The sequence below is a fragment of the Kitasatospora sp. RG8 genome (assembly GCF_017813315.1).
Taxonomy (GTDB): Bacteria; Actinomycetota; Actinomycetes; order Streptomycetales; family Streptomycetaceae; genus Kitasatospora.
Window position 1 is genome coordinate 185,143 of the sequence record NZ_JAGIYX010000007.1, and the last position, 23,947, is coordinate 209,089.

26 protein-coding genes and 1 pseudogene are annotated in these 23,947 nt (G+C 73.6%); 14 read left to right on the forward strand and 13 right to left on the reverse strand.

From position 1 onward, the window contains the following. Positions 1–9: 9 nt before the first annotated feature. The 4 genes from J5Y04_RS13745 to J5Y04_RS13760 all read right to left on the reverse strand — a co-directional run bounded on the left by J5Y04_RS13745 (position 10) and on the right by J5Y04_RS13760 (position 2,180). Positions 10–897 carry a universal stress protein gene (locus tag J5Y04_RS13745; RefSeq protein WP_209412262.1) on the reverse strand — a complete coding sequence of 296 codons (888 nt, stop codon included), beginning with the start codon at positions 895–897 and terminating at the stop codon, positions 10–12. Between the two features lie 180 nt (positions 898–1,077). Next, entirely contained in the window at positions 1,078–1,638 is a 561-nt protein-coding gene (locus tag J5Y04_RS13750; RefSeq protein WP_209412263.1) for a flavodoxin domain-containing protein, read from the reverse strand. Positions 1,639–1,645: 7 nt separating this feature from the next. After that, positions 1,646–1,933 carry a hypothetical protein gene (locus J5Y04_RS13755; RefSeq protein WP_209412264.1) on the reverse strand — a complete coding sequence of 96 codons (288 nt, stop codon included), beginning with the start codon at positions 1,931–1,933 and terminating at the stop codon, positions 1,646–1,648. 4 nt (positions 1,934–1,937) lie between these two features. Continuing rightward, positions 1,938–2,180 (reverse strand): DUF1918 domain-containing protein, encoded by a 243-nt coding sequence (locus J5Y04_RS13760; RefSeq protein ID WP_209412265.1) that lies wholly within the window; start codon positions 2,178–2,180, stop codon positions 1,938–1,940. A 416-nt stretch (positions 2,181–2,596) separates the two neighbouring features. Here J5Y04_RS13760 and J5Y04_RS43520 point away from each other — a divergent pair, with 416 nt between their 5' ends. Both J5Y04_RS43520 and J5Y04_RS13770 read left to right on the forward strand, forming a co-directional pair. After that, entirely contained in the window at positions 2,597–3,460 is an 864-nt protein-coding gene (locus J5Y04_RS43520) for a GNAT family N-acetyltransferase (protein WP_209412266.1), read from the forward strand. Beyond that, a complete protein-coding gene (locus J5Y04_RS13770) occupies positions 3,457–4,164 on the forward strand; it encodes an HPP family protein (RefSeq protein WP_209412267.1) in 708 nt (235 codons plus the stop codon). The genes J5Y04_RS43520 and J5Y04_RS13770 overlap by 4 nt, the downstream gene beginning before the upstream one ends. 32 nt (positions 4,165–4,196) lie before the next feature. Here J5Y04_RS13770 and J5Y04_RS43950 read toward each other — a convergent pair whose 3' ends face one another. Continuing rightward, positions 4,197–4,334, reverse strand: a complete 138-nt coding sequence (locus J5Y04_RS43950) for a universal stress protein (protein WP_209412268.1) — start codon at positions 4,332–4,334, stop codon at positions 4,197–4,199. On the opposite strand from J5Y04_RS43950, the gene J5Y04_RS13780 reads away from it, so the two are divergent. The 3 genes from J5Y04_RS13780 to J5Y04_RS13790 all read left to right on the forward strand — a co-directional run bounded on the left by J5Y04_RS13780 (position 4,322) and on the right by J5Y04_RS13790 (position 5,883). Next, positions 4,322–4,489: a hypothetical protein gene (locus tag J5Y04_RS13780; RefSeq protein ID WP_209412269.1), complete on the forward strand. Its 168-nt coding sequence runs from the start codon at positions 4,322–4,324 to the stop codon at positions 4,487–4,489. The genes J5Y04_RS43950 and J5Y04_RS13780 overlap by 13 nt on opposite strands. A 110-nt stretch (positions 4,490–4,599) precedes the next feature. After that, a complete protein-coding gene (locus J5Y04_RS13785; RefSeq protein WP_209412270.1) occupies positions 4,600–4,884 on the forward strand; it encodes an SHOCT domain-containing protein in 285 nt (94 codons plus the stop codon). Between the two features lie 15 nt (positions 4,885–4,899). Beyond that, entirely contained in the window at positions 4,900–5,883 is a 984-nt protein-coding gene (locus J5Y04_RS13790; protein WP_209412271.1) for a nitroreductase family protein, read from the forward strand. A gap of 169 nt (positions 5,884–6,052) precedes the next feature. Here J5Y04_RS13790 and J5Y04_RS13795 read toward each other — a convergent pair whose 3' ends face one another. Further along, positions 6,053–6,319, reverse strand: a complete 267-nt coding sequence (locus J5Y04_RS13795) for a hypothetical protein (RefSeq protein WP_209412272.1) — start codon at positions 6,317–6,319, stop codon at positions 6,053–6,055. Next, positions 6,225–6,543 (reverse strand): annotated as a pseudogene (locus tag J5Y04_RS41720) (histidine kinase); the annotation flags it as partial. The gene J5Y04_RS13795 and the pseudogene J5Y04_RS41720, both read right to left, overlap by 95 nt. A gap of 275 nt (positions 6,544–6,818) precedes the next feature. Here J5Y04_RS41720 and J5Y04_RS13800 point away from each other — a divergent pair. Continuing rightward, positions 6,819–7,520, forward strand: a complete 702-nt coding sequence (locus J5Y04_RS13800; protein ID WP_209412273.1) for a pyridoxamine 5'-phosphate oxidase family protein — start codon at positions 6,819–6,821, stop codon at positions 7,518–7,520. A 194-nt stretch (positions 7,521–7,714) separates the two neighbouring features. On the opposite strand, the gene J5Y04_RS13805 is transcribed toward J5Y04_RS13800, so the two are convergent. Further along, positions 7,715–8,239: a hydrogenase maturation protease gene (locus J5Y04_RS13805; protein ID WP_209412274.1), complete on the reverse strand. Its 525-nt coding sequence runs from the start codon at positions 8,237–8,239 to the stop codon at positions 7,715–7,717. A gap of 176 nt (positions 8,240–8,415) precedes the next feature. Between J5Y04_RS13805 and J5Y04_RS13810 the strand changes: the two genes are divergently transcribed. The 5 genes from J5Y04_RS13810 to J5Y04_RS13830 are packed head-to-tail and all read left to right on the forward strand — an operon-like array spanning position 8,416 to position 12,982. After that, complete coding sequence (locus J5Y04_RS13810; RefSeq protein ID WP_307853098.1) at positions 8,416–9,558, forward strand: 4Fe-4S dicluster domain-containing protein; 1,143 nt, start codon at positions 8,416–8,418, stop codon at positions 9,556–9,558. Next, positions 9,555–10,016, forward strand: a complete 462-nt coding sequence (locus tag J5Y04_RS13815; RefSeq protein WP_209412275.1) for a Crp/Fnr family transcriptional regulator — start codon at positions 9,555–9,557, stop codon at positions 10,014–10,016. The genes J5Y04_RS13810 and J5Y04_RS13815 overlap by 4 nt, the downstream gene beginning before the upstream one ends. Then, positions 10,013–10,816, forward strand: a complete 804-nt coding sequence (locus tag J5Y04_RS13820) for an FAD/NAD(P)-binding protein (RefSeq protein ID WP_209412276.1) — start codon at positions 10,013–10,015, stop codon at positions 10,814–10,816. The genes J5Y04_RS13815 and J5Y04_RS13820 overlap by 4 nt, the downstream gene beginning before the upstream one ends. 1 nt (position 10,817) lies before the next feature. Further along, positions 10,818–11,606, forward strand: a complete 789-nt coding sequence (locus J5Y04_RS13825) for an oxidoreductase (protein WP_209412277.1) — start codon at positions 10,818–10,820, stop codon at positions 11,604–11,606. Next, a complete protein-coding gene (locus tag J5Y04_RS13830) occupies positions 11,603–12,982 on the forward strand; it encodes a Ni/Fe hydrogenase subunit alpha (protein WP_209412278.1) in 1,380 nt (459 codons plus the stop codon). Before J5Y04_RS13825 ends, J5Y04_RS13830 begins: the two co-directional genes overlap by 4 nt. Positions 12,983–13,142: 160 nt before the next feature. Here J5Y04_RS13830 and J5Y04_RS13835 read toward each other — a convergent pair whose 3' ends face one another. The 3 genes from J5Y04_RS13835 to J5Y04_RS13845 all read right to left on the reverse strand — a co-directional run bounded on the left by J5Y04_RS13835 (position 13,143) and on the right by J5Y04_RS13845 (position 15,446). Beyond that, positions 13,143–13,586 (reverse strand): universal stress protein, encoded by a 444-nt coding sequence (locus tag J5Y04_RS13835; protein ID WP_209412279.1) that lies wholly within the window; start codon positions 13,584–13,586, stop codon positions 13,143–13,145. Between the two features lie 213 nt (positions 13,587–13,799). Further along, positions 13,800–14,810, reverse strand: a complete 1,011-nt coding sequence (locus J5Y04_RS13840) for a hypothetical protein (RefSeq protein ID WP_209412280.1) — start codon at positions 14,808–14,810, stop codon at positions 13,800–13,802. A gap of 192 nt (positions 14,811–15,002) precedes the next feature. Continuing rightward, positions 15,003–15,446 carry a universal stress protein gene (locus J5Y04_RS13845; protein ID WP_209412281.1) on the reverse strand — a complete coding sequence of 148 codons (444 nt, stop codon included), beginning with the start codon at positions 15,444–15,446 and terminating at the stop codon, positions 15,003–15,005. A 266-nt stretch (positions 15,447–15,712) separates the two neighbouring features. Here J5Y04_RS13845 and J5Y04_RS13850 point away from each other — a divergent pair, with 266 nt between their 5' ends. Both J5Y04_RS13850 and J5Y04_RS13855 read left to right on the forward strand, forming a co-directional pair. Next, a complete protein-coding gene (locus J5Y04_RS13850; RefSeq protein ID WP_307853099.1) occupies positions 15,713–16,369 on the forward strand; it encodes a DUF4389 domain-containing protein in 657 nt (218 codons plus the stop codon). Further along, the gene (locus J5Y04_RS13855; RefSeq protein ID WP_209412282.1) at positions 16,366–18,924 is read left to right on the forward strand and encodes a cation-transporting P-type ATPase; all 2,559 of its coding nucleotides are present in this window, start codon (positions 16,366–16,368) and stop codon (positions 18,922–18,924) included. Before J5Y04_RS13850 ends, J5Y04_RS13855 begins: the two co-directional genes overlap by 4 nt. A 44-nt stretch (positions 18,925–18,968) precedes the next feature. Here the strand turns inward: J5Y04_RS13855 and J5Y04_RS13860 are convergent, their stop codons facing one another. Next, complete coding sequence (locus J5Y04_RS13860) at positions 18,969–21,887, reverse strand: cation-transporting P-type ATPase (RefSeq protein WP_209412283.1); 2,919 nt, start codon at positions 21,885–21,887, stop codon at positions 18,969–18,971. A 214-nt stretch (positions 21,888–22,101) separates the two neighbouring features. Between J5Y04_RS13860 and J5Y04_RS13865 the strand changes: the two genes are divergently transcribed. Beyond that, on the forward strand, positions 22,102–22,752 hold the full coding sequence (locus tag J5Y04_RS13865; RefSeq protein ID WP_209412284.1) for a flavodoxin domain-containing protein: 651 nt from the start codon (positions 22,102–22,104) through the stop codon (positions 22,750–22,752). On the opposite strand, the gene J5Y04_RS13870 is transcribed toward J5Y04_RS13865, so the two are convergent. Continuing rightward, entirely contained in the window at positions 22,727–23,824 is a 1,098-nt protein-coding gene (locus tag J5Y04_RS13870) for a glutamate--cysteine ligase (protein ID WP_209412285.1), read from the reverse strand. The genes J5Y04_RS13865 and J5Y04_RS13870 overlap by 26 nt on opposite strands. Positions 23,825–23,947: the final 123 nt, after the last annotated feature.

Here is a 23,947-nt window from a genome sequence, read left to right on the forward strand (position 1 = left end):
GGCCTGGCATCAGTGCCGGCCTTGCGGGGGAGTGGGCACGATGACGACCGGGCAGTGGGCGCGGTGGAGCAGGCCGTGGGGGACGGAGCCGAGCCGCATCCCGGTGAAACCACCGTCACCGCGGCGTCCCACGACCACTGCGAGCGCGTGCTCGGAGGCCTTGGCCAGTTCCTCGACGGGGTGGCCGCGGATCACCTCGTGCGTCAGCGAGACGTCGGGGTGGAGGTGGTGGCGGCCGGCCGTGGTCTCGTGGAGCAGTCGCTGCAACGTCCGGACGGCCGTCGCCTCGTCGAGACGGCTGATCAGTTGGGACTGCCACACCCAGAGTGCCCGGAGGGCCGCACTCCGCCGTGCTGCGGCGTCGAAGGCGAAGTCGAGGGCGGCGACCGAGGAGGGACTGCCGTCGACCCCCACGACCACGTACGGCGGGTCCTGGGTGATGTGCTCGGGCTCGCGGACGACCACGACCGGGCAGTGGGCCTGGGCACCGACCGGGACGGTCACGGAGTAGGTGCTCAGCACCTCCTCGGCCCGGCTGAGCCCGCGCGAGCCGAGGACGACAAGCGCGGCGTGGGCCGACTCCCGGCACAACACCAGGGCGGGGACGTCCTCGGCGACGGCCGTGGTCACGGTCAGAGCGGGGTGCCGTTCGCGCGCCGCTGAGGCGGCCCGGTCCAGGGCCTCGTCGCCGCGTTCGCGCAGCGCCTTGTGGTAGCGGCCCTCGCCGTAGGCGTGGAGCTCGTGGGCAGGGGTCGGGACCGCGTGCACCAGGCGTAGTGGCAGCCCTCGGCGGTCGGCCTCGTCGGCCGCCCAGGCGTCGGTCATCCGCCCCGTGGTGACCGCATCGACGCCGAGGACGATCGGCTGGCGCCCGCCGGCGGAAGTCGGGGATGTCATATCTCCTCCACGGATTGGGCGACCGGATGGCCGCATCCGGCCCTGCTTCCACGCTAGGGGGGCCGGGGTACCGGCGGGAGGGCCGGTCGGCCCTGTCCGGCCGGGTCGGGCTCGCCCCTCCGCGGCTCGACCTGCGCACACCCTCCGGACGGCGGCTGCCCAACTGACGGGTGCCCGCCGCTACGGACCGGACGCCAGCCTCCGGGCGATGGATTCGGTCCACCGATCGATGTCCGCCCAGTCCCGGTGGTCGCCGTAGCGTCCGCCCATGAGCCTGAATGCCACGCGCCCGGGGAACGGCCAGTGTTCCGACTCCACCGCCCCTGAGAAGTCGTGGTGGTCCTGAAGGTCGGCGTCGCTCCGGAGGCCGTCCGGCTGCGGGGAGCGGTGCGCCGCGCGAAGCGCTCGCAGCCGCTTGGCGACGAAGGGGTGGAACGCGCTGCCCCGTTCACCGAGCAGGCTCACGCTGAAGAGCCAGACGGGGAGGCCGGCGAGCGCGTCGGCGTTTCGCCGGGTGAATTCGAGGGCGGCGGAAAGCCACCGCCCGTCGTGGACCGCGCTTCCGAGGACGGCCGCGTCGAGGTCCTCCAGTTCCGTGGCCTCGGGCCCGCGAGAGGGGCCGAGCGGTACGAGGGAAGCGACCACGACGTGATGGCCGTGACGGCTCAGCCCGGCAGCGATGCGCTCGGCGATACCCCGAGTGGAACCGTGCTCGCTGGCGTAGCCGACGAGAATCCGCATGGCACCATCACCCGCTGTCACCGTGGGGCGAGGCCAGGTCGGTCCTCCGGGTACGGCAGGACCGCCCGGCTGCGGCACGCAGACGTTCCTCGATGCGGCGCCGCACATCGGCGGTATGCCGGAGCAGTCGCTCGGAGACGACCGCGGCCGGGGGCGCCGGGACTTCGATCCGCCGTGCGGCGGGCGGGAGTTCGGGCAGGTCGGCCTCGAAGCCGGCCCGGGCCCGGGCCCGGGTGAGCGTGGGCCCTGGTGACGTCCGCTCGTCTCCTGCCATCACCGGTCTTGCATTCGACATCGCGTCAGGTCTCGTTATCCGGGAGTGCATTGGGCGCCGGCTCCCGGTAGGTGTCCTGATGTCGGTAGTGATGGATCCGGGCGTCGGGGCCGGGGAAGTACTCGGTGATCCTGTCGTTGTCCGACCAGCGCACGTCGTAAGGGGGGCTGCCGTCCTCGTGGTGCAAGCCGACGATCTCGCCGTCCCGCCGTACCGCACCGGGGCGGGTGCTCTCGACGATGATCCGGTCTCCTGTTGAGGCTCTCATCTGTTGCTCCCTACGTCCCGGGGGCCACGACGGACTGGCCCGGGGCGACGGGCTCCGGGGCTTCGACCGGCCCGCGACGCGCCCGACTCTCATGACATCACGTCCCGAGGGGACCGAACCGGGGCCGGGCGTCCCTGTCGGTAGGGCCGATCGGACCGGTCCGGCAGGCGCCCGGCGGTCTGGGCGGGTGGTCCGGTGGGCCCCGTGGCAGGTGCGGGCCGTCGACGGGCCCCGGGCCGACTCTGTCGTGGGCATGAGTACGGACTCGACGGCCAGGGTCGGCGGGAGGTGCGGGGTATCGGGAGGTCCGCCTGCGTGCGGCCGGATGGTGGGCCGGTGGGCCCTTCCGGGGGACGGAGGACGGGCGGACGCTGGAGTTGTCCTGACCGCCGGGGCCGAGGTCGAGGAGCCGTGCCATGTCAGCTGTCCCGGACCTGCCGCCGACCGCCGAGGCGCTGATCGCCGACGGCACGACGGTCGAGATCCGCCCGATCGCCCCGTCGGACCGGGCGGCCGTTCTCGACCTGCACGCGAACCGGATGTCGGAGGAGAGCCGGCGGCTGCGCTTCTTCGGCGCCAGCCGGCGGGCGCCGGAGCTGGCCGCGGAGCGGCTGTGCGGTCCGGTCCGGCCCGGGCTGCTCGCGCTCGGCGCCTGGGCAGGACCGGAGCTGGTCGGGGAGGCCGACTGTGAGGTCGTGGACGACCCGGCCTGCGCCGAGCTGGCGCTGGCGGTGGCCGACGAGTGGCACCGCCGGGGAGTCGCGACCCTGCTGTTGGAGCACCTGGTCCATGCGGCGCGCGGCCGGGACGCCCGCGTCTTCGAGGCCGACACGCTGGCCGGCAACCGGGCCGTGCACCGGGTCTTCGCACCCGGGGTCGAACTGCTCGCGGGCGTGGTCCAGGACCGCGTCTTCGGTCCGCTCGTCGTCCTCGGCATGGGCGGCACCGCTGCCGACGTCCTCGCCGACCGAGCCGCCCGCCTCGCCCCGCTCACCGAGCACGACCTCACCGCCATGGCCACTGAACTCCACGGCGCACCCTTGCTGTTGGGCCACCAGGGGGCGTCCCCGGCCGACCTCGCGGCGGTCCGCGATGTGCTCGCCAGGCTCTCCCGGCTCGCCGCCGACCTTCCCCAACTGGTTGAGGCGGACCTCAACCCCCTGATCGCCCGCCCCGGCGGAGCCGTCTGCGTCGATGCCCGGGTCAGGCTGGAACCCCGGCCCTCGTTCGACCCCTACCTGCGCCGACTGCGCCGACCGGCCGCCGCCCAGGAGGCATGAGCACCATGAACCACAGCATCCTCGACGGTACGCCTGCCCTGACCACCGCTCACCCGGACACCTCGCCGGTGTCCGGCCGCACCCGGGTGCGCGCCTGCATGAGCCGACCCGGTATCGCCGTCACCCCCGGCACCGACTTCGCCACCGTGGTCGCCGCCATCACCGCCTCCCGGCGCGGCATACTGCCCGTCGTCACGGCCGACGGCACGGTCGTAGGTGTCGTCGCCGCCTCCGACCTGCTCGCCGCCTACGCCGACGAACACGCCGGGCGAGCCGTCCGGGGCGAACTCCACGCACAGGACCTCATGACCGCGCCGGCGGTCACCGTGACCGACGAGCAGAGCGTCACCGAGACGGTGGCCCTGCTGCGCCGCGAATCCCTGCACCACCTGCCGGTGGTCGACGGTGGCGGCCGGCTGGTCGGCCTGGTCTCACCGCACGACCTGCTGGACGCCCTGCGCCGCGACGACGAGGCCGTCCGGACCGAAGCACTCGCCATCGTGCTCACCCCCGGCTCCGGCATCGCCCCCGCCTCCGCCAGGGTCACCTGCGAACGCGGTCATGTCGTGCTGCACGGCCGCACCCGCACCCGCAGCGACGCCGCCGCGATCTGCCTGCAGGTCGCCCGCATCGACGGGCTCACCGGACTCAGCGACCGGCTCGGCTGGGACACCGACGACACCACGCCTCCTGCCGCCGGTTGACCCTCACCCACCGCACGGGGCGGCGCGGGGGATCAGCCCGGGACGAGGGCCACCGGGCCGCGGGCGTGCCGGACGACCGCCTGGCAGGTCGAACCGAGCCTGCCGAGCGGGCCGCGGTGCTCCCCGTGCCGAGCGACGACGACCAGTCGCCGTCCCTGTGACCTGGCCAACCGGCAGATCGCCCAGGAGCTCCGGCATCGCCGAGAAGACCGTCAAGAACCAGGTCCCGCGGCTCCTGGCCGAGGCGGGCGTGGAGCGGCGCCTCCAGCCGGCCGTGCTCGCGGCCCACGCCGACACCGAGCACCGGCCCGAGCGGTCGCACTGAGCCCGACCGGCCCCTGCCGGTGGGCCGGTCGGCCCATGCGCGGCCGCCGGCTCCGGCAGCACGGTGGGGGTGAGGTAGCAGCCCCACCCCGCCCGGTTGAGGAGCCCGCGATGATGTACTGGAACGACCACGGTATGAACGGCTGGGGCTTCGGCCTCATGACCGTCGGCATGCTGCTGTTCTGGGGGCTGGTCGTCGTGGCGATCGTTCTCCTCATCCGTCACCTGGTGCACACCCCGCAGCACGCACCGGGTGCCTACCCCGTCCCGCAACCCGAGCGCCCCTCGCCCGAGCAGCTGCTCGCCGAGCGCTTCGCCCGTGGGGAGATCGACGCCGACGAGAACCGCCACCGGGTGGACGCCCTCCGCTCTGCCGGCCCTCCGGCCGCAGGCTGACGTCCGGGAGTCATCATGGCCACCCTCGCCCTTGACGCCGCCGCGCTGGAGAATCTGGTCTCCGCCGCGGTGGCCGCACCCTCGATCCACAACAGCCAGCCCTGGCACTTCCGGCTCCAGCCCGAGACCTCGGTTCTGGAGGTACGGGCCGTACGGGAGCGTGCCGTACCGGCCGCCGACCCCCAGGGACGGGCGATGCACGTCTCCGTCGGCGCCGCAGTGCTCAACCTGCGGGTCGCCGCCCGGCACATCGGCTGGGCACCGGACGTGCGGCTGCTGCCCGATCCCGCCGACCCGGACCTGTTCGCCACCGTCCGTCTCGACGAGACGTCCCCGGTCCGGCTCCCCGGCACCGAGGCCCTGTACGACGCGATCTGGCGCCGCCACTCCATCCGCACCCCGTTCACCGGCCAACCCGTTCCGGCGGACGTCCTGGACCAGCTGGTCATGGCGGCCCGGGCGGAGGAGACGGTCCTCCGCCTGCCGGGCCGGGACGAGACGGCCCGGCTGCTCGAACTCACCGCCGAGGCCGAGCGCCGCAACACCACCGACCCCGCCCAGCGGACCGAGAGCCGCAACTGGATCCGCAGCGGGGACGTGCCGCCGTACGGAATCCCGGCCCACGCCCTGGGACCGCAGGACCGGGACGGCCGGCTCCCCATGCGGGACTTCGCCGCCCTCCGCCCCGTCGAGCACCAGCAGCCTGCCACCTTCGAGCACGAGCCGGTCATCGCGGTGCTCACCACGGACGGCGACCGCCCCGAGGACTGGCTGCGCACCGGGCTCGGCCTGGAGCACGTCCTGCTGGCGGCCACCGTCCACGAGGTGCGGGCCTCGCTCCTGCACCAGGTGGTGGAGTGGCCGGAGCTGCGCTGGGCCGCCCGTGAGCCGCACCAGCGGCCGGGGCACGTGCAGATGCTGATACGCCTCGGCTACGGCCCGGAGGGAACGCCGACCCCCCGGTTGCCGACCGCCGATGTCCTCGATCCCGAGGCCTAGGGAGGGTTCGTCGTCCTTGGAATGCGACATAGCCTCCTGGCGTGGTGCGAGGTGCAGCGAAGGATGTGGACGGCTACCTGGCCGAGGTGCCCGATGAGCGTCGGGACGCACTGGCCGAGCTGCGGCAACTGTGCCGCCAGGAGCTGACGGGCTTCACCGAGGCTGTGGCCTACGGTATGCCCGCGTACGAGCGGGACGGTGTCGCCGAGATCGCCTTCGCCAGCCAGAAGCAGTACATCTCCTGCGCGTCGTCCGCGATCGCCGGCGGCACGGTGACGTCGAGCAGGCCGGTCATCCGCAGGCCGGGGGTGAAGCCGAGCGTCCGCGCGGCCCGTTCGACGACCTCGACCCGCTCGGGCGCGCAGGCCGACGGCGATTCGCACCTCCCGTTCCTCCGTTCCCGGCAGTGGCAGTGCCACCACCGCGAGGTCGGCACCGGCGATCTCGGCCGCCCGGGTGACCAGCAGGTTGAGGACCTGCTGTTCCGAGGCACCGGACAGCAGGCTGCGGGTGATCTCCGCGTTGGCCGTCAGCCCAGCGATCGCGCAGCCTGGCCTGCGTGTACAGGCGGGCGTTGTCGATCGCCACCCCGGCCGCCACGGCCAAGGTGGCAAGCACGGACTCGTCCTTGGCGTCGAACTCGCCGCCGCCGCGCTTCTCGGCCGGACTCTCCGATTCGCTGCCCACCGGCTCCTCCGGGATCCGAGACTCGCCGGGTACCACTGTCAGACCAGACGCGACGGTGTCGGCACGCCGTGCCTTGCGTGGGCGACCCGGGCCCAGGGCCCTCCGGCGGCCCACCCGGCGCATGGCGGCCGACGGCCCCGCGGAGGACTCTGAGAGGGAAGGCGGGACATCGGCGGCCACCTCCGGAGCGGCATCGGCAGGGCCGCGCCCCCGGGCGCGACGGGCACCGGGTGAACCAAGGAGCCATCGTGAACCAGAACCGCGACATCGAGACCACTCGCCGCGTCGATCCCGCGGATGTCGCGCGCCGGATCACCGAGCGCCGCGATCAGCTCGGCCTGACCGACCGGATGCTGGCCCACCGCGCGGCCATGGCCCCCCGGTACCTGGAGCACCTGATGCAGGCCGGTCCGGCCTTCGACCCGGGCGGTTTCCTGCGGATCGCCGCCGCCCTGCAGCTCACCTACCCGGAGCTGGTCGAAGGGCGTGCCGACACCCCGCCCGGACGACCCGAGGCCGGAGCCCGCCCGCTGCTGCTCCACCTCACCGAGCCCGAGTGCTGGGACAAGATCGGCACCCACGGCGTGGGCCGGATCGCCCTGCCCGTCCAACCGGGCCCGGCGGTCTTCCCGGTCAACTACACCGTGGACGCCGAGACCATCGTCTTCCGCACAGCCGCATCAGGCGCCGCCGACCCGGGTGACGGGGCCTCGGTGTCGTTCCAGGTCGACCGGATCGACGACCACCTGAGCCAGGGCTGGAGCGTCCTCATCCTCGGTACGGCCGAGCACGTCGACGACCCTGAAATCGTTCAACACCTGCTGAAGTTGCCTGGAACCACCCCGTGGGCCGGCGGCAACCGCCCCCTGTGGGTCCGTGTCCGCCCGGACGAGATCACCGGCCGCCGGATCGGCAACGGCGGGTCGCCGACCATGGCCGGCGGCATGTAGACCCCGTCGGCACGGGACCGGTGGCCCCGCCGCATCGCGATCGAGCTCTCCCTGTCACCGAAGCTGCGCGGCGCCGTGCCGATCGGCGGGTCTTCGCCGCCGGGCTGCCGGGCTGTGCCTTCGCACGGCGCTTGACCGGGCGGATGCCGGCCGTGTCGCGGCCATTCGGCCGGCATCTGCCTTCCGACTGGATCTCAAGGGCCGGCGACACCGGACCGGGTCGCGGACGCCGATGCCCGGTGCGACGCGATGTCCGCCACGATGCGCTCGGCGAGAGGCGCCACGGTGGCCGCCACCGCAGCCGACAGCCCGGTACCGAGGCTGCCGTCGGCCCCCTCGACCGCGTAGACGACGAGTCGCGGAGGGAGCCTGTCGAGCTCTCGGGCGAGCTCGACGGCCTCGCCGAGGCCGAGCCCGTGGGAGCTCGTCGCGCCGCCCGTCGGCATCAGCCGGTCACTCTCAAGTGACAGGCGGTGGACCCGGCCCGGGCGTCCGGGGTGTGCATGGGCGGCATCCACCACGATGGCGAGCTCGGCGCCCTCCCACAGGGTGATCAGCCGGGCGGGGTCACCGTCGCACACCCGCAGCACGGTCCCGCCCGGCAGGGGGTGCTGCTCGGCACGTTCTGCCAGCCACGCCACGACGGCCCAGCCCACGCCGTCGTCGTGGCGGTACTCGTTCCCGACGCCGATGACGGCGATCCGTGTTGCGACGTTCATGCACTTCGCCCTTCCCGTACGCCGCAGCCGTGAGTCGCACCGCGGCCAGGTGGGGGCCGTACGGGGATCGGAGGCCGCCACCTGGACCACGCCAGGACGCCCGGCCGCAGGCCCGCGCCCATACTGGCCGGGACAGCTCCTGGCCGGGGCGGTGTGATCGGTGCGCGGAGGTTGACGTGGCGGACGGCGTGGTGGTGATCGACCGGGACGGACTGAGCGCGCTGATCGTGGTCCTCGCCGGGCGCGGACGCACGGTCGTGGGGCCGACGGTCCGCGACGGGGCGATCGTCCTGGCCGAGCTCTCGGGCGGTGACGAGCTCCCGTACGGTTGGGGGGTCGAGCTGGAGGCCGGGACGTACCGGCTGCGCGCCCGCGAGGACGGCGCCGTGTTCGCCCACAGTGCCGGCCCGCAGTCCTGGAAGACGTTCCTGCACCCGCCGCGCGAGCGGCAGTGGACGGCCGACCGGCACGCCGACGGTGAGCTGGTGATGACGGAAGAGCGGACACCGCCGCCCTCGTACGCCTTCCTCGGCGTCCGTCCGTGCGATCTGCGGGCCATCGCGATCCAGGACCGGGTGCTGACCGGCGGGATGTACACCGACCCGGCCTACCGCGGGCGCCGCGAACGGGCGTTCCTGGTGGCGGTGGAGTGCACCGAGCCGGGGGCGACGTGCTTCTGCGTGTCCATGGGCAGCGGGCCGGCCGTCGGGCCCGGCTACGACCTGGCGCTCACCGAGGTGCTCGACGCCGACGGCCACCGCTTTCTGTTGCGGGCCGGGAGCGAGGAGGGGGAGTCGGTCCTGGCGGAGCTGCCGAGCCGCCCCGCCGACGCCGCGACCAGGTCGGCCGCCTCCGAGCGGGTCGCCGGGGCGGCCGACCGGATGGGCCGCAGCATGCCGCCGGTCGACCTGCAGGTCCTGATGCGCGAGACCCTGACGGCGGAGCGCTGGGACGACGTCGCGGCACGTTGCCTGACGTGCGGCAACTGCACGATGGTCTGCCCGACCTGCTTCTGCACCACCGCCGAGGACGTCACCGACCTGACAGGCGACCACGCCGAGCGGTGGCGGCGCTGGGAGTCCTGCTTCGACCTGGACTTCTCGCACCTTCAGGCAGGCCCCGTCCGCGACACCCCGCGCAGTCGGTACCGGCAGTGGGCGACCCACAAACTCGGCACCTGGTACGACCAGTTCGGCAGCTCGGGCTGCGTCGGCTGCGGGCGCTGCATCGTGTGGTGCCCGGTCGGCATCGACATCACCGAGGAGGCCCACGCGCTGCACCGTGAACGCGGCGGCGGCCAGGACGAGGGATCGCCATGACCGTCGCCCGCCACGGATTCCTCGGTGCTCTGCCGCCCGGTCACCGCGACCGCCTGCTGGGCTTCTCCTACGAGATCGCCTTCCCCGGCGGCACCCGCATCTTCGAGGAGGACGGCGTCGCCGACCGGTTCTGGGTCATCCGTACCGGGCTCGTCGCGCTCGACATCCACGTCCCGGGCCGACGCGAAGCCGTGGTGGAGACGCTCGGCGAGGGCGATCTGCTCGGCTGGTCCTGGCTGTTCGAACCGTACCGTTGGCACCTCGGCGCGCGGACCCGTGGGACGGTGCTGGCGTCCGAGTTCGACGCGGAGCGCGTCCGCGCCGCGTGCGAGGAGGACCCGGCGTTCGGCCTGGCGGTGACGAACCGCGTCGCCCAGGTGATCGCCCGGCGGCTGAAGGCCACCCGCACCCGCCTGCTCGACCTCTACGGGCTCCCCGGTGACGGTCGGGCGCGATGACGACCCCGCTCCCGTACCGGGTGGTCGAACGCGAGGCCGAGACGTCCGACACCGCCACGATCGTCCTTGAGCCCGCCGACGTGCCCCTCCAGCCGTTCACCCCGGGGCAGTTCGCCATGGTGTACGCCTTCGGTGCCGGGGACATCCCGCTCTCGGTCAGCGGCTTGGACGGACACCGGCTGACCCACACCGTCCGTGCGGTCGGCGCGATCTCCGGCGCGCTGCACGGCCTGCGGCCCGGTGCGACGGTCGGTGTACGCGGCCCGTTCGGCACCGGTTGGGAGCTGCCCGCCGCCACCGGGCCCGACATCCTGGTGGTCGCCGGAGGCATCGGTCTCGCGCCGCTGCGCCCGCTGGTGCGCGCCGCGCTCACCGAGCCCGGGCGGTACGGGCGGCTGAACGTCCTGATCGGCGCGCGTACGCCCGGTGACCTGCTCTACACGGAGGAAGTGCGCGGGTGGCAGACGGCCCGGAGGGCGGTGGTCACCGTCGACCGCCCCGACGTGCGGTGGCAGGGCGAGGTCGGCGTCGTCACGACCCTGCTCGACCGTTGCGCCTTCGACCCGCAGGAGGCGGCGGCGTTCGTCTGCGGCCCGGAGCCGATGATCCGGGCCACCGCCCGTGACCTGGTGCACCGCGGTGTCGACCCGGACCGGATCAGGGTCTCGCTGGAACGCACCATGCACTGCGGGACGGGCCACTGCGGGCACTGCCAGCTGGGCCCGCTCCTGCTCTGCCGCGACGGGCCGGTCGTCACCTGGACCCGCGCCCAACCCCTGCTCATGGTAAGGGAGTTGTGACATGCCGAGCACCGCCAACCGGCACCCGACGCTCGCCGTGTGGAAGTTCGCCTCCTGTGACGGCTGCCAACTCACCCTCCTGGACTGCGAGGACGAGCTTCTCGCGATCGCCGACCGGGTGGAGATCTCCCACTTCCTGGAAGCCTCCAGCGCGAGCGCGCCGGGCCCGTACGACCTCTCGCTCGTCGAGGGCTCGGTCACCACCCCGAAGGACGCCGAGCGGATCCAGCACGTCCGCGCGGTCTCGCGGCGCCTGGTGACCATCGGCGCCTGCGCCACCGCCGGCGGCGTCCAGGCGCTGCGCAACTACGCGGACGTGGCCGAGTTCCAGGCCGTCGTCTACGCGCGGCCGGACTACATCGACACGCTCGCCACCTCCACACCGATCAGCGCCCACGTCCCCGTCGACTTCGAACTGCGCGGCTGCCCCATCGACCGGCGCCAGCTCATCGAGGTCGTCACCGCCTACCTGGCCGGCCGCAAACCGGACGTCCCCGCGCACAGCGTCTGCTTCGAGTGCAAGCAGCGCGGCACGGTCTGTGTCACGGTGGCCCACGGCACTCCCTGCCTCGGTCCGGTCACCCACGCCGGCTGCGGCGCGATCTGCCCCGCGTACCACCGAGGTTGCTACGGCTGCTTCGGCCCCTCGAACTCCACGAACCTCCCCTCCTTCGTTCCCCTGCTGCGTCGCGACGGCATGGACACCCTCGACGTGGTGCGGGTGCTGCGCACGTTCAACACCGCGTCCCCGGAGTTCGACGCGGCCTCCCGGAAGGAACTCGGACGGTGACGCACCGCGGCTCCAGGACGCTCCACGTCGGATCGCTCGCCCGTGTGGAGGGCGAGACCGCGCTGCACCTCGGCCTGGACGACGGCGAGGTCACCGACGCCCGGCTGGAGATCTACGAACCCCCGCGGTTCTTCGAGGCGTTCCTGCGCGGACGCTCCTACACCGAGCCGCCCGACATCACCTCCCGGGTCTGCGGGATCTGCCCGGTCGCCTACCAGATGAGCGCCTGCCGGGCCGTGGAGGACGCCTGCGGCGTCACCGTCTACGGCCAGTTGGCCGCGCTGCGCCGGCTGCTCTACTGCGGGGAGTGGATCGAGAGCCAGACGCTGCACATCCACCTCCTCCACGCACCCGACTTCCTCGGCTGCGACAGCGCCATCGACCTGGCCCGCACCCACCGCATCGACGTCGAACGCGGCCTGCGGCTCAAGCAGGCCGGCAACGCGATCATGGAACTCCTCGGCGGCCGGGCGATCCACCCGGTCAACGTCCGCCTCGGCGGCTTCCATCGCACTCCGACCGCGGCCGAACTACGGCCACTGGCCGAGCGGTTGCGGCGCGCCCGGGACGACGCACAACAGACGGTGCGCTGGGTGGCGGGCTTCGACTTCCCCGACGCCGGCTGCGACCACGACCTGCTCGCCCTGGCCGAACCCGGCAGCTACGCCATCGAGTCGGGCACCCCGACCGTTATGCCCGCCCCGCAGGCCGCCGGACTGCCCGCCGACTCCGACCGCGCGCTACCCACCCGCACCTTCGCGGTCCACGACTTCGGAGACCACGTCGTGGAGAGCCAGGTGCCGCACTCCACCGCGCTCCACTCGCTGCTGGACGGCCGCCGTCATCTCACCGGCTCGCTCGCCCGCTACGCGATCAGCGGCCGCTGGCTCTCCCCGCTCGCCCTCCAGGCCGCCCAGGACGCCGGACTCGGCGACCCACGCCAGGGCGTGGTCTGCCGCAACCCCTTCCGGAGCATCATCGTCCGGGCGGTCGAGGTGCTCCACGCGGTCGACGAGGCGCTGCGCATCATCGACGCGTACGAGCCTCCACCGCATCCCCACGCCGAGGTGACACCGCGAGCCGCCATCGGTCACGGCGCCACCGAGGCACCGAGAGGGCTCCTCTACCACCGTTATGCCATCAACGGCGAAGGGACCGTCACCGACGCCGTCCTGGTCCCGCCGACCGCGCAGAACCAGGGCGCGATCGAGGCGGACCTTCGCCGCATCGTGCAGGAGCGCCTGGGAGACGGCGACGCCACCGACGCCGAACTGACCGCTCTGTGCGAACGGGCGATCCGCAACCACGACCCGTGCATCTCGTGCTCGGCCCACTTCCTCGACCTCACCGTCGAGCGCGCCCCGGCGTGCGACTGAAGCGGCTGCGACGCCAGTGTTCGGACGGCGCCGCGCTCGGGCCCGTGGACGGTGTGGTGCTGCATGCTGCTCGCACCCCGCCGCCGGGATCTGCCGGGGGGTACACCCCCCTGATGGCTCCCGCTCTCCGCCGGTTCCAGCCTCGGGGAGCCGGGCCGGCTCAGGAGGCGCCGCGAACGACGACCACGGGGCAGGGGGCGTGCTCCACACAGTGCCGGCTCACGGAACCGAGCACGGTGCCCTTGAAGCCTCCGAAGCCCCTGCTGCCGACGACCAGGAGCCGGGCCCCGCGAGCCGTCTGCAGCAACACGTCGGCCGGGTGGCCGTACTCGGTGCGCTGCCGGATCGGCACCGGGGAGCCTGTCGAGTCGACCTCGCGCTTCACCGCGTCCGCCAGGGCGAGACGGGCTGCCTCCTCGATCTCGGGACCGGGGATCGACAGACCCCAGCCGCTCAACGGCGGGTAGTCCCAGGCGATCACGGCAGCCACCGTGGAGCCGTCCAGCCGGGCGAGTTCGAGTGCCCAGCGCAGTGCCGCCGACGAACTGGGCGAGCCGTCGACGCCGACGACGATGGTGGGGGCGGTTTCCTGCGCGGATCCCATGGCGAACCTTCCCTGTGGCCGTATGCGGTTGACGAGATCACTGCCCGGCGTTCCGGGCGGACGACGAGCGGGCCGCCCGCCGGTGACCGACACGTCGCCGTCCACCGCCCGGCACCGGCGCACCATGATCGGTACGAGGCGGGGCGGCTCGATTCTGCGGGATCCGGTGGTCGGCGCCGGACATCACCTCCCCGGCAGTACGGTGCGTCGGCATCACGACTCCCCGTGCCCGGTCGCGTCCGCGTGGCCGGTGAGGTCGAGGATCTCGTCGACCGGGCGGCGTGGGGTGGCAGCGCCGGGCGGACCGTAGCCGAGTCGCAGGACGAGCTGGACGTGGCCGGGGCCTTCGCCCGGGTCGCGCAGGCCCCAGCGGGTGTCGGGCCACTCGACGGCCTGGTGCAGGACCGAGATGCGCACGCCGTGGGCCGTCGCCAGCAGCCACACCCGCTCCATCGCCTGGCCCGCGCGCAGCCAGTCCGCCGGCCGGTCGCCGTGCGTGGTGAGCGTGGCGAGCTGGGGCAGTGCCTCGAAGCGCTGGGACGCCGTGGTGGATGGTGTCCGGCCGGTGAAGCTCCGCATGGGCACGTGGGCGTCGTGGTCCTGCGGGCCCAGCGCGGCCGCCGGGATGCCGTCCGCCGCCGGCTTCTCCAGCCGGAGCCACGTGCGGGTCTCGGCCATCCGTGCCAGGTCGGTTCCGGTGCGCCGCTCGGCGTCGTGGGTCAGGGCCAGCACCCGCCGTACTCCCGCCTCCTCCAGCGGGGACAGCACCGCGCCTTCGTCGAGGGCCGCCGCGATGAGTTCGCCGAGTACCACCTCGGGGACGTCCCGGTTGGCGAACGGCTGACGGCTGGAATGGCGCTGCCCGATGGCCTCGAAGAGCTCCCTGCCGAAGGGCAGCGGTGCCGGTGAGGGGCGGGCGAGGCGGACTGTCGCGACCAGGCGCGGCTCGGCCTCGTCGGGGAGGAGCCGGACCTCCGGATCGCGTCCGAGCCGGAGGCCGGCGACACGCAGGTTGAACAGGGCCGCGCCGACCGAGATGTGCAGGGCCCGGCCGTCCGGGTCGGTGATCGGCACGGCACGGTCCAAGTCGGCGTACACCCGCATGCCGAGCGCATCGGGCGTGGGGCGGAAGCTCCAGGGCTGGCTGTTGTGCAGGGACGGCGCGGCGCCGGCCGCGGCAGCGAGAAACCGCAACTGCTCCGGGGCGAGGGGTTGCTCGGTCATCGTGGACTGCTCCTTGGGCCGGTCGGACCGGTACGCGCTTCCGGCGGCCGACGCGGGCCGCCGCGGGATGTCCGTGACCGGTCCGGGCGGGGGCCGGCCGTGCCGCAGCTTCCATCATGCTTCGCCGGCCGAGCCGCCGGCGTGGGCCCACCGGCCCCACAGCGCCTGCCGTACGTCCCCCGTGCGTGGTCGTCAGCCATGATCGCCGCGGACCACGACGACGGGGCACGAGCCGTGCTGCACGCAGTGCTGGCCGACCGAGCCGAGCAGGGCACCGGCGAAGCCGCCGTGACCACGGCTGCCCACCACGAGCAGCTCGGCCCCGTGCGACCTCTCCACCAGGACCTCGGAGGCATTGCCGAGTACGGCCGTCTCCCGGATCTCGACCGGCCTGTCGTCGCCGACCGCCTCGGTCACCGCTTGGGCCAGCACTCTCTCGGCGGCATGGCGGAGCTCACGATCCACCGACGCCGGGGCGCGCCTGTACATCGCCGGGAGCAGCCAACAGAGCACCGCCTCCACGGCGCCGCCGGTCAGCCGTGCCTGCCCGACCGCCCAGCGCAACGCCTGTCGGGAGGAGGGCGACCCGTCGACCCCGACCACGATCCGGCGTGACGCCGGGACGACCCTCTCCATCGCGTACCTCGCTTCCCGAGCGGGCCGACGGCCGGCCGCAGGCTTGTACGGCACCGCTCATGGTCGTTTCAACTCTCCGCCCCACCACGACGTGACGCACTCCGCCGCTCGGGCCTCGGCCGAGGCGTCCGGGGCCGACCGCCCTGCCGGGCCGTCCATCCGGAGAGACCATGAGGGTGTCCGAGAACATGCCGCACCGGATCCGCCCCTGCCGTCGGCCGGGGTGAGGGACCGCCATCCGGTGTGTCGCTCCGGAGGAGATTGCCGTGGCTGTCACCAACACGTCGTCGCCCGTCCGGGTGGAGGCCCGACTGGACCTTCCGCTATCGCGCTGGCTCTGGCTGGTCAAGTGGATCCTGGTCATCCCGCACTGGATCGTCCTGTGCTTCCTGTGGGTGGCCTTCGTCCTGCTGACCGTGGTCGCGTTCTTCGCGATACTGTTCACCGGCCGCTACCCGCGCGGGATCTTCGGCTTCAATCTGGGTGTGCTGCGCTGGTCGTGGCGGGTGTCCTACTACGCCTACGGCGGGCTCGGGACCGACCGCTATCCGCCGTTCAGCCTTGGCGCGGAGCCCGACTACCCGGCGACGCTGGACGTCACCTACCCCGGGGAACTCTCCCGCGGTCTGGTGCTCGTGAAGTGGTGGCTCCTGGCACTGCCGCAGTACCTGGTCGTCGGGGTCTTCGTGGGCAGCTTCCACGAGGGGTGGGGCGGCGGCGGGCTGATCGCTCTGCTGGCACTGTTCGCGGGGGTGGCATTGGCCGTCACCACGCGCTACCCGCCGGGCATTTTCGACCTCCTCGTCGGTCTGAACCGCTGGGCGCTCCGGGTGGCCGCATACGCGGCCCTGATGACCGACTCCTACCCGCCGTTCCGGCTCGACCAGGGTGGCCTTGAGCCGGTCGCCCGAGACACCACGTGACACGGACGGTCAGCCGACCGGCCGGGCTGACCGAGGAGCAGGCGGCCCGGCTCCTGACGGAACACGGGCCGAACACGGTCGGGGCGGCGCCGAGCCCGCCACTGTGGTCCAGAGTCGTCGCACAGCTGCGCGACCCCCTGATCCTGGTGCTGCTCGCCGCCGTGGTGCTGACCGTGGCGACCGGCGACCACGCCGATGCGATCGTGATCGGCCTCGTGGTCGTGGTGAACACCACCGTGGGCGTCACCCAGGAGGTCCGCGCGGACAACGCGGTGGCGGCCCTCTCCGCGCTCTCCGCTCCTGCCGCCCGGGTACTGCGGGACGGCCGGGAGCGCGAGGTGGCGGCCGCCGTCGTGGTGCCGGGGGACATTCTGCTGCTCGCCGAAGGAGACATCGTCCCCGCGGACGCAGACCTCACCGAAGCCTCCGCGCTGCTGGTCGACGAGTCGATGCTCACCGGCGAATCCGTACCCGTGGACAAGGACGTGGCCGCTGCTGCCGGGCTCAGTGCCGGCACGGTGGTGGCACGCGGCCGGGCGGTGGCGACCGTCACCGCCACCGGCACCGACAGCGCGCTGGGCCGGATCGCCGCCTCGCTCCACCCGCGTCCCCGGGCCACCCCGTTGCAACAGCGGCTCGCCGGGCTCGGACGGGTGCTGGCGCTGGTCACGGCCGCCCTCTGTCTGGTGGTCTTCGTCCTCGGGCTGGCGCGCGGCCAGGCACCCGAGGCGATGGCGGTCACCGCGATCAGTCTCGCCGTGGCGGCCGTGCCGGAGTCACTGCCCGCGGTGGTGACACTCGCGCTGGCGATCGGAGCCCGCCGGATGGCCGCCCGCCACGCCATCGTGCGCCGGCTCGCGGCCGTCGAGACGCTCGGTTCGGTCACCGTGCTCGCGACCGACAAGACCGGCACACTCACCGAGGGCCGGATGGTGGTCGAGCGGCTGTGGGCACCCGGGTGGGAGGCCACGGTGACCGGCACCGGTTACCGCCCGCAGGGCGAGGTCCTGGTGGAGCCTCCGGAGGGGCGAGACAGGGCTCGGGCACTGCTGCGGGTGGCGGCGCTGTGCAACGACGCCTCGCTGCGGCCGCCGCAGCCCGGCGAGGACGGGCAGTGGACGGCGCTGGGAGACCCGACCGAGGCGGCCCTCCTGGTGGCGGCGACCAAGGCGGGCCACGACCCCGCCGTGCTCGCAGAGCTGTCCCCGCGGGTGGACGAGCTGCCGTTCGACAGCCTCCGCAAGCGGATGACGACGGTGCACCGGACGCCTGCAGGGCGGTTGGAGATCTGCTTGAAGGGCGCTCCCGAGGCCGTTCTCGATCCCGCCCTGGTGGACGACGACGCCGATGCGCTGGCCCGGGTGGCGGAGCACGCGGCGCGGCTCGCCGCCGACGGTTACCGGGTCCTCGCCGTGGCGTCGGGTCTGCGGGACCGCCCGGGCGGCGCGGTCGAGTCGGGGCTGCAGCTGCTCGGGCTCGCGGCGCTCAGCGACCCGCCCAAACCTGCGGCCGAGACCACTGTCGCCGCGTGTCGGCGCGCCGGAATCACCCCGATCCTGATCACCGGTGACCACCCGGCCACCGCCCGCGCGATCGCCGAGCGGGTCGGTCTCCTCCAGCCCGGTACGGGCCCGGTCGGCGGCGAGGTCGCCACCGGCCGCGACCTCGCCGCGAGCCTGGTCCCCGACCTCACCGCCGTGCGCGTCTTCGCCCGCACGGATCCGCAGCAGAAGCTCGACATCGTCGAGGCCTGGCGCGCGGCCGGCGCCGTCACCGCGATGACCGGCGACGGCGTCAACGACGGCCCGGCACTCCAGCAGGCGGACATCGGCGTGGCGATGGGCCGACGCGGCACCGAGGTGGCCCGCCAGGCCGCTGACCTGGTGCTCGCCGACGACGAACTCGCCACGCTGGTCTCGGCCGTGGAGGAGGGGCGCCGGGTCTACGACAACATCCGCCGCTTCCTGCTGTACGCCATGTCCGGCGGAGCCGCGGAGATCCTGGTCATGCTCCTGGGCCCGCTGTTCGGTCTCGCGCTGCCGCTGCGCGCCGGCCAGATCCTGTGGATCAACCTGCTCACCCACGGCCTGACCGGCGTCGCGGTCGGCGCCGAACCGGTCTCCGCCCAGGCGATGCGGCGACCGCCCCGATCCCCCCACGAGCACGTGCTCGGCGCCGGCCTCTGGGAGGGCGTCCTCGCGCTGGGCGCGACGGTCACCGCCGTGAGCCTGGCAGCCGCCCTGTGGGCCGAGGCGGCCGGGCGGCCCTGGCAGAGCGTGTTGTTCCTCGCCCTGCTGGCGGCGCAGCTCGGCGTGGTCCTCGGGCTGCGCGAGCGGCTGTTCACCCGGGCCAACCCGTTCCTACCTGCGGCCGTCCTGGCGTCGGCGGGGCTGGCGGTGGCCGCCCTGTACCTGCCGCTGCTCCAGGACGTCCTGCAGACCGTGCCGCTGTCCTGGGCGGACATCGGGGCGGCGGGGACGGCCGGACTGGCAGCCTTCGGGGCGGCACGGCTGGGCGCGCGCGGGCTGATCCTCCCGGCACGGCGGCAGGGCTGAGCGGGGCCCGCCCTCGGCCGGGCGATGAGGCGTGGCGGTCTGACTCACGGCGTTCGGCGGCCGTGCTCGGCGGCGACCCGGCGGGCGTGGGCGACGATCTCATCGGCCGCTCGCTCACTGATCCCGAGGGCGTGCGTGAGTCGGTGTGCGCTCCAACCGTGGCGGGCCAGCAGGACGGCGAGCGGATGGTGTCCGGACGCCTCGGTGGCGGGACGCACCGACGCCGGCGCGACGGCGGCCGGCGCGGCGTGTCCTGCCGTGTGGTGCCGCACCAGGGCCCGGCGCAGCTCGTCCGCACCCCAGACGACGAACGGGAACGGCACCACGACGGCCAGTTGGGCCGGGGTGAGTGCCGCCGTCCCGAACACGTGGTGCAGGGGTGGCAGGTAGACGATCGCGGCGGCGAAGGCGAGGGAGAAGCCGATGCCGCCGAGCAGCCGGCGATTGCTGAGGACGCCGATGGAACGCAGCGAGGCGCGGTCGGTGCGGGCGGCGAAGGCGGTGCCGATCTGGCAGGCGACGATGCCGAGCCAGGTGACCGTGGTGGCCTGCTCGTAGGTCAGGTGCAGCGCGGTGCCGGGGCCGGTCGGGGCACCGGGGTGCCAGCCTCCCAGCGTGAGGGTGAGCAGGAACCCGGACATCACCAGACAGGCCGAGATCAGTCCGAGGAAGCCCCAGGCCCGGGCCAGCATCCCGGGCTGGATCACCCGCTCGCCGCGCGGGCGCGGGGGGCGGTCCATCAGCCCGGGCTCGGCGCGTTCGCGGCCGAGGGCGAGGGCCGGGAGGGTGTCGGTGCCGAGGTCGACGGCGAGGATCTGCATCACCGTGAGCGGCAGCGGGATGGCACCGCCCGCGAGAGCGAACACCAGGAAGGGGACGACCTCGGGGACGGCGTGGGCGAAGATGTAGACGATGAACTTGCGGATGTTGTCGTACGTCCGCCGGCCGGCCTCGACCGCCGCGACGATCGTGGCGAAGTTGTCGTCGGTCAGCACCATGGTCGCCGACTCGCGGGCGACGTCCGTGCCGGAGCGGCCCATGGCGACGCCGATGTCGGCGCGCCGCAGGGCGGGGGCGTCGTTGACGCCGTCCCCGGTCATCGCCACGGTGTGGCCCTCGGCGCGCAGCGCGTCCGCGATCCTCAGCTTGGCCTCGGGCGAGGTACGGGCGAAGATCACCTCCTCGCCCCGGGCGAGCAGTGTGTCCAGCTCCGGCTCGCTCATCGCGGCCAGCTCGGTGCCGGTGACGATGCGGGAACCGCGGTGGCCGATGCCGACCTGCTCGGCGATGGCGGCCGCGGTGAGGCCGTTGTCACCGGTGACGACGTGCACGGTGATGCCGGCCCGGTGAGCGAGCGCGATCGCGTCGGCGACCTCGGGCCGGGCCGGGTCCGCCATCCCGACCAGGCCGGTCAGACACAGGTCCCGCTCGGCCTCCTCGCGGCCGGCGGGCGGCGGCTCGCCGGACGGCAGTCGCCGCCGGGCCACCGCCAGCACCCGCAGTCCCCGGGCGGCCAGGACACCGACGGCATGCGCCACCTCGGTCCGGTCGTCCGGCGTCAGGGCCCGCTCCACCCCGTGGTCGAGGAGGCGGGTGGCGTGGGTGAGGACCTCCTCCGGCGCACCCTTGGTGTGCAGGACGACCGCGCCGTCCCCGGTGTCGGCGGTGGTCATGAGCTTGATGCGCGGGTCGAAGCGGAACACGGCCCGGCGGTCTAGGTCGCGCCGTTCGGGCGGACACGGCACGCCCAGCCGGTCGGCCAGAGCGAGCAGCGCGAGCTCGGTCGGGTCGCCGTGCCCCGCGTCCGGATGCGCCGTCGTGCAGGCGGCCGCCGCCTCGGCGACCAGCCGGACCTGCGGCGGCACGTCCGGCAGCGCGTCGACGGCGGTCTCGCCACCCGGGGTCCAGACGGTCGTCACCAGCATCCGGTTCTCGGTCAGCGTGCCCGTCTTGTCGGTGCAGACGACCGTTGTGGAACCCAGTGTCTCGACGGCGGACAGCCGTTTGACCACGGCCCCGCGCCGGGCCAGGTCCCGGACCCCGGAGGCCAGCGCCAACGTGATGGTCGGCAGCAGACCCTCCGGGACGTTGGCGACCAGCAGGCCGATGGCGAAGCTCACCGCGGCGGCGAGCGAGAGGCCCGCCGCGAGGCCGATCGGCAGGAAGGCCAGTCCGACGCCGACGGCAACCACCGCGATCAGCCGGGCGGCCCGCTTGACCTGGTGCTCCAGCGGGCTCTCCTCGCGCCGGGTGCGCTGGCTGAGCGCGGCGATCCGGCCGAGCTCGGTGTGCATGCCGGTGGCGGTCACCACCGCCCGGGCATCGCCACCCGTGCACGCCGTTCCGGAGAACAGCAGGTCACGGGCGTCCAACAACGACCCCTCGATGTCCACCAGGTCCGCCGAGCGGAACACCGGCACCGACTCGCCGGTCAGCGCCGACAGGTCGACCTCGACGCCTCCTGCGAGCAACCGGGCGTCGGCGGAGATCCGCTCGCCCTCCTCGACCACCAGCACATCCCCCGGGACCAGCGCCTGGACGGCCACGTCCCGTCGGACGCCGTCGCGGACCACGGCGGCCTGCTCGGGCAGGAACGCCGCCAGCGCCTCCACCGCCCGCTCGGCCTGCTGCTCCTGGGCGAAGGCGAGCGCGGCGTTGAGCAGGATCACCGCCACGATCGCCACCGCCAGTGCCGGGGCCCCACTGACGGCCGCGAGCACGGCCGCGACGGCCAGCAACAGGGCGAGCGGGTGCGTGAACTGCTGCGCGAGCTCGCGAGGCCAGCGGCGCCCGCCCCGCCGGGCGAGGGTGTTGGGACCGTACACGGCCTGGCGCCGGACCGCCTCACGCTCCGGCAGACCCGCCGGTGACGTGCGCAGATCCCGGAACAGAAGCGCCATCGGCTCGCGCGGGTCGGGGGCGTCCGAGCGGTCGGTCGGCCGGAGCGTGGTGGTCGGTGCCATGTTCCCTCCCCGGTGGTCGTTGGGGCGGCCCGGTGCTCCCGAGCCCTGTACGAACCGTAGGCAGGCGTCCGGGCCGGGCGGGAGGGCCGACCGGTCCGGGCACCGGGGCGAGCGGCCCTGGCCCGGATGCTGTCGCCGGCCCACGCTGGCGTTGTCGGCCACGCCCTGTGCGCGGCCGGGACGGGCACGCACAGGAGGAGCACCATGAAATAAGTTGAAGATCCAGGTGGCCTACGGCAACAAGCACGGCGCCACGGGCGGCATCGCCCACGAGATCGGCCGGACCTTGGACCAGGACGGGTTCGACGCCGTCGTCGTCCCCGGGGAAGAAGTACGGAACGTGTCGGACTTCGACGCGGTCGTTCCCGGCAGCTCGCTCTACGCAGGCCACTGGCACCGCGACGCCCTGCGCTGCGCACACGACCACGCCGAGGCCCTGGCCCGGCGCCCGGTCTGGCTGTTCAGCAGCGGCCCGGTGGACAGCTCCGCCGAGCAGCACGACATCCCGCCGGTGCACGGCGCCACCACGGCGATGCGACAGCTGCATTCCCGCAGGCACGTCACCTTCGGTGGCAGCATCACCGCGAGTGCCGACCAGCGGGCCGCCTCCACCACCTACCAGGTCACCAGCGCGGGATTCCGCTACCCGCTCCCCTTCCACCAGCACCTCACCGACGACGACATCCACCACGTCACCACCGCCCTCCAGCAGGCCCTCACCAGCACCGGAGCACGCATGCAGCAGCTCAGTGTCGCGGTAGCCAGGGTCGGCGCGGAAGATGCCGGGGTCGTACCGGCGGCGAGCCGCCATCGACCAGGCTCGTGGGTTCGGGGCGTGGTCAGGTTCCGGTGGTCTGGTCGCTGATCATGGCGATCAGGCCTTCCCGGCCGTGTTCTCGCAGGACCCGGCGCTGACGGGTGGCGCCGTTGCCCTCGCGCAGCAACCGCTCGAGTACGGGGACGATGTGTCTGCGCTCTCCACTCCGGGTGAGCGCCGGGTCCACGGAGTCGAGCATGGTGGCCGCTGCGTCGCCGACCGCGACGAGTCGGCCGTGGACGGGGTCGAACACCTCGCTCGTGGAGCCGTGGCGCGCACCGTGCCACACGGCTGCGGCCAGGGCCTCCGGCTCGACGGCGGGTCCGGGGCGCCCCGTCCGCTCGTCGCTGATGGCCTGGTCGGCCAGGAGGCGGACGATGCCGGCGAGCAGCACCGCCTCGTCCGGACGCAGCTGGACGTCCATGGCGCGGACCTCGACGGTGGGGTAGTGGTCGGACAGCCTGATGTGCCAGTAGATCTGCCCCCGGTCGTGGATCAGCCGGCGTGCCACCAGCGCGCGGGTGCGTCGGTCGTAGTCGGCCGCGTTCTCGAAGCGTGGGGGCGGTCCGCTGACGGGCCAGCGACTGAAGACGATGGTGCGCCAGCTGGCGAAACCGGTGTCGGTGCCCTGCCACAGGGGCGAGTTGGCGGCCAGCGCCACGAGCACCGGCAGCCAGGGGCGCAGCCTGTTCATCAAGAGGATGCCGGTCGCGCGGTCGGGGATACCGAGGTGGACGTGCATGCCGGTGATCAGTTGCTCGTCGGTCAGTTGCGGCGCGTCGGTGTGCATGGCGCGGTAGCGGGCGGTGTCGGTGATCGGGACGGTGAGGCGGTCGGCGAAGGGGGCTGCGGCGGATGCGGCGAGACGACAGCCGTCCGTGACGGCGGCAGCCCCCAGAGCGTGGCGCAGCCGCAGGAGGTGTCCCCCGACCTCCTCCAGCTCCCGGCAGACGGGCGTGGCGACCTCCAGCTGGGCCTGCAGGAGTTCACGCTGTATCTCGGCCTCGGCGAGGGCGGGCTGCAGGCCGGCCGTTCGGCGCACCTGTTCCGCGCGGGCCCGTGGAAGGCCCGTGTCGAGGTCGAGCAGGAGGTACTCCTCCTCCACACCGAGTGTGAGCATATCGAGCGGATACCCGGTGATCCGGCTGCCATCCGCCTGCCGGCCGTCTGAACGTCAACGCGGTGGCTGCACCCTCCGATCCGCTTGGCGTGGGCGTGACCCGCCGACGGGTCGTGGGTCGCC

Excerpts from the sequence above, each read along its gene's own strand:
- J5Y04_RS13825 (WP_209412277.1), top strand. The coding sequence starts at position 10,818 with ATGCCGAGCACCGCCAACCGGCACCCGACGCTCGCCGTGTGGAAGTTC.
- J5Y04_RS43520 (WP_209412266.1), top strand. The coding sequence starts at position 2,597 with ATGTCAGCTGTCCCGGACCTGCCGCCGACCGCCGAGGCGCTGATCGCC.
- J5Y04_RS13840 (WP_209412280.1), bottom strand. The coding sequence starts at position 14,810 with ATGACCGAGCAACCCCTCGCCCCGGAGCAGTTGCGGTTTCTCGCTGCC.
- J5Y04_RS13815 (WP_209412275.1), top strand. The coding sequence starts at position 9,555 with ATGACCGTCGCCCGCCACGGATTCCTCGGTGCTCTGCCGCCCGGTCAC.
- J5Y04_RS13790 (WP_209412271.1), top strand. The coding sequence starts at position 4,900 with ATGGCCACCCTCGCCCTTGACGCCGCCGCGCTGGAGAATCTGGTCTCC.
- J5Y04_RS13785 (WP_209412270.1), top strand. The coding sequence starts at position 4,600 with ATGATGTACTGGAACGACCACGGTATGAACGGCTGGGGCTTCGGCCTC.
- J5Y04_RS13845 (WP_209412281.1), bottom strand. The coding sequence starts at position 15,446 with ATGGAGAGGGTCGTCCCGGCGTCACGCCGGATCGTGGTCGGGGTCGAC.
- J5Y04_RS13745 (WP_209412262.1), bottom strand. The coding sequence starts at position 897 with ATGACATCCCCGACTTCCGCCGGCGGGCGCCAGCCGATCGTCCTCGGC.
- J5Y04_RS13870 (WP_209412285.1), bottom strand. The coding sequence starts at position 23,824 with ATGCTCACACTCGGTGTGGAGGAGGAGTACCTCCTGCTCGACCTCGAC.
- J5Y04_RS13760 (WP_209412265.1), bottom strand. The coding sequence starts at position 2,180 with ATGAGAGCCTCAACAGGAGACCGGATCATCGTCGAGAGCACCCGCCCC.
- J5Y04_RS13835 (WP_209412279.1), bottom strand. The coding sequence starts at position 13,586 with ATGGGATCCGCGCAGGAAACCGCCCCCACCATCGTCGTCGGCGTCGAC.
- J5Y04_RS13820 (WP_209412276.1), top strand. The coding sequence starts at position 10,013 with ATGACGACCCCGCTCCCGTACCGGGTGGTCGAACGCGAGGCCGAGACG.
- J5Y04_RS13755 (WP_209412264.1), bottom strand. The coding sequence starts at position 1,933 with ATGTCGAATGCAAGACCGGTGATGGCAGGAGACGAGCGGACGTCACCA.
- J5Y04_RS13805 (WP_209412274.1), bottom strand. The coding sequence starts at position 8,239 with ATGAACGTCGCAACACGGATCGCCGTCATCGGCGTCGGGAACGAGTAC.
- J5Y04_RS13770 (WP_209412267.1), top strand. The coding sequence starts at position 3,457 with ATGAGCACCATGAACCACAGCATCCTCGACGGTACGCCTGCCCTGACC.
- J5Y04_RS13860 (WP_209412283.1), bottom strand. The coding sequence starts at position 21,887 with ATGGCACCGACCACCACGCTCCGGCCGACCGACCGCTCGGACGCCCCC.
- J5Y04_RS13750 (WP_209412263.1), bottom strand. The coding sequence starts at position 1,638 with ATGCGGATTCTCGTCGGCTACGCCAGCGAGCACGGTTCCACTCGGGGT.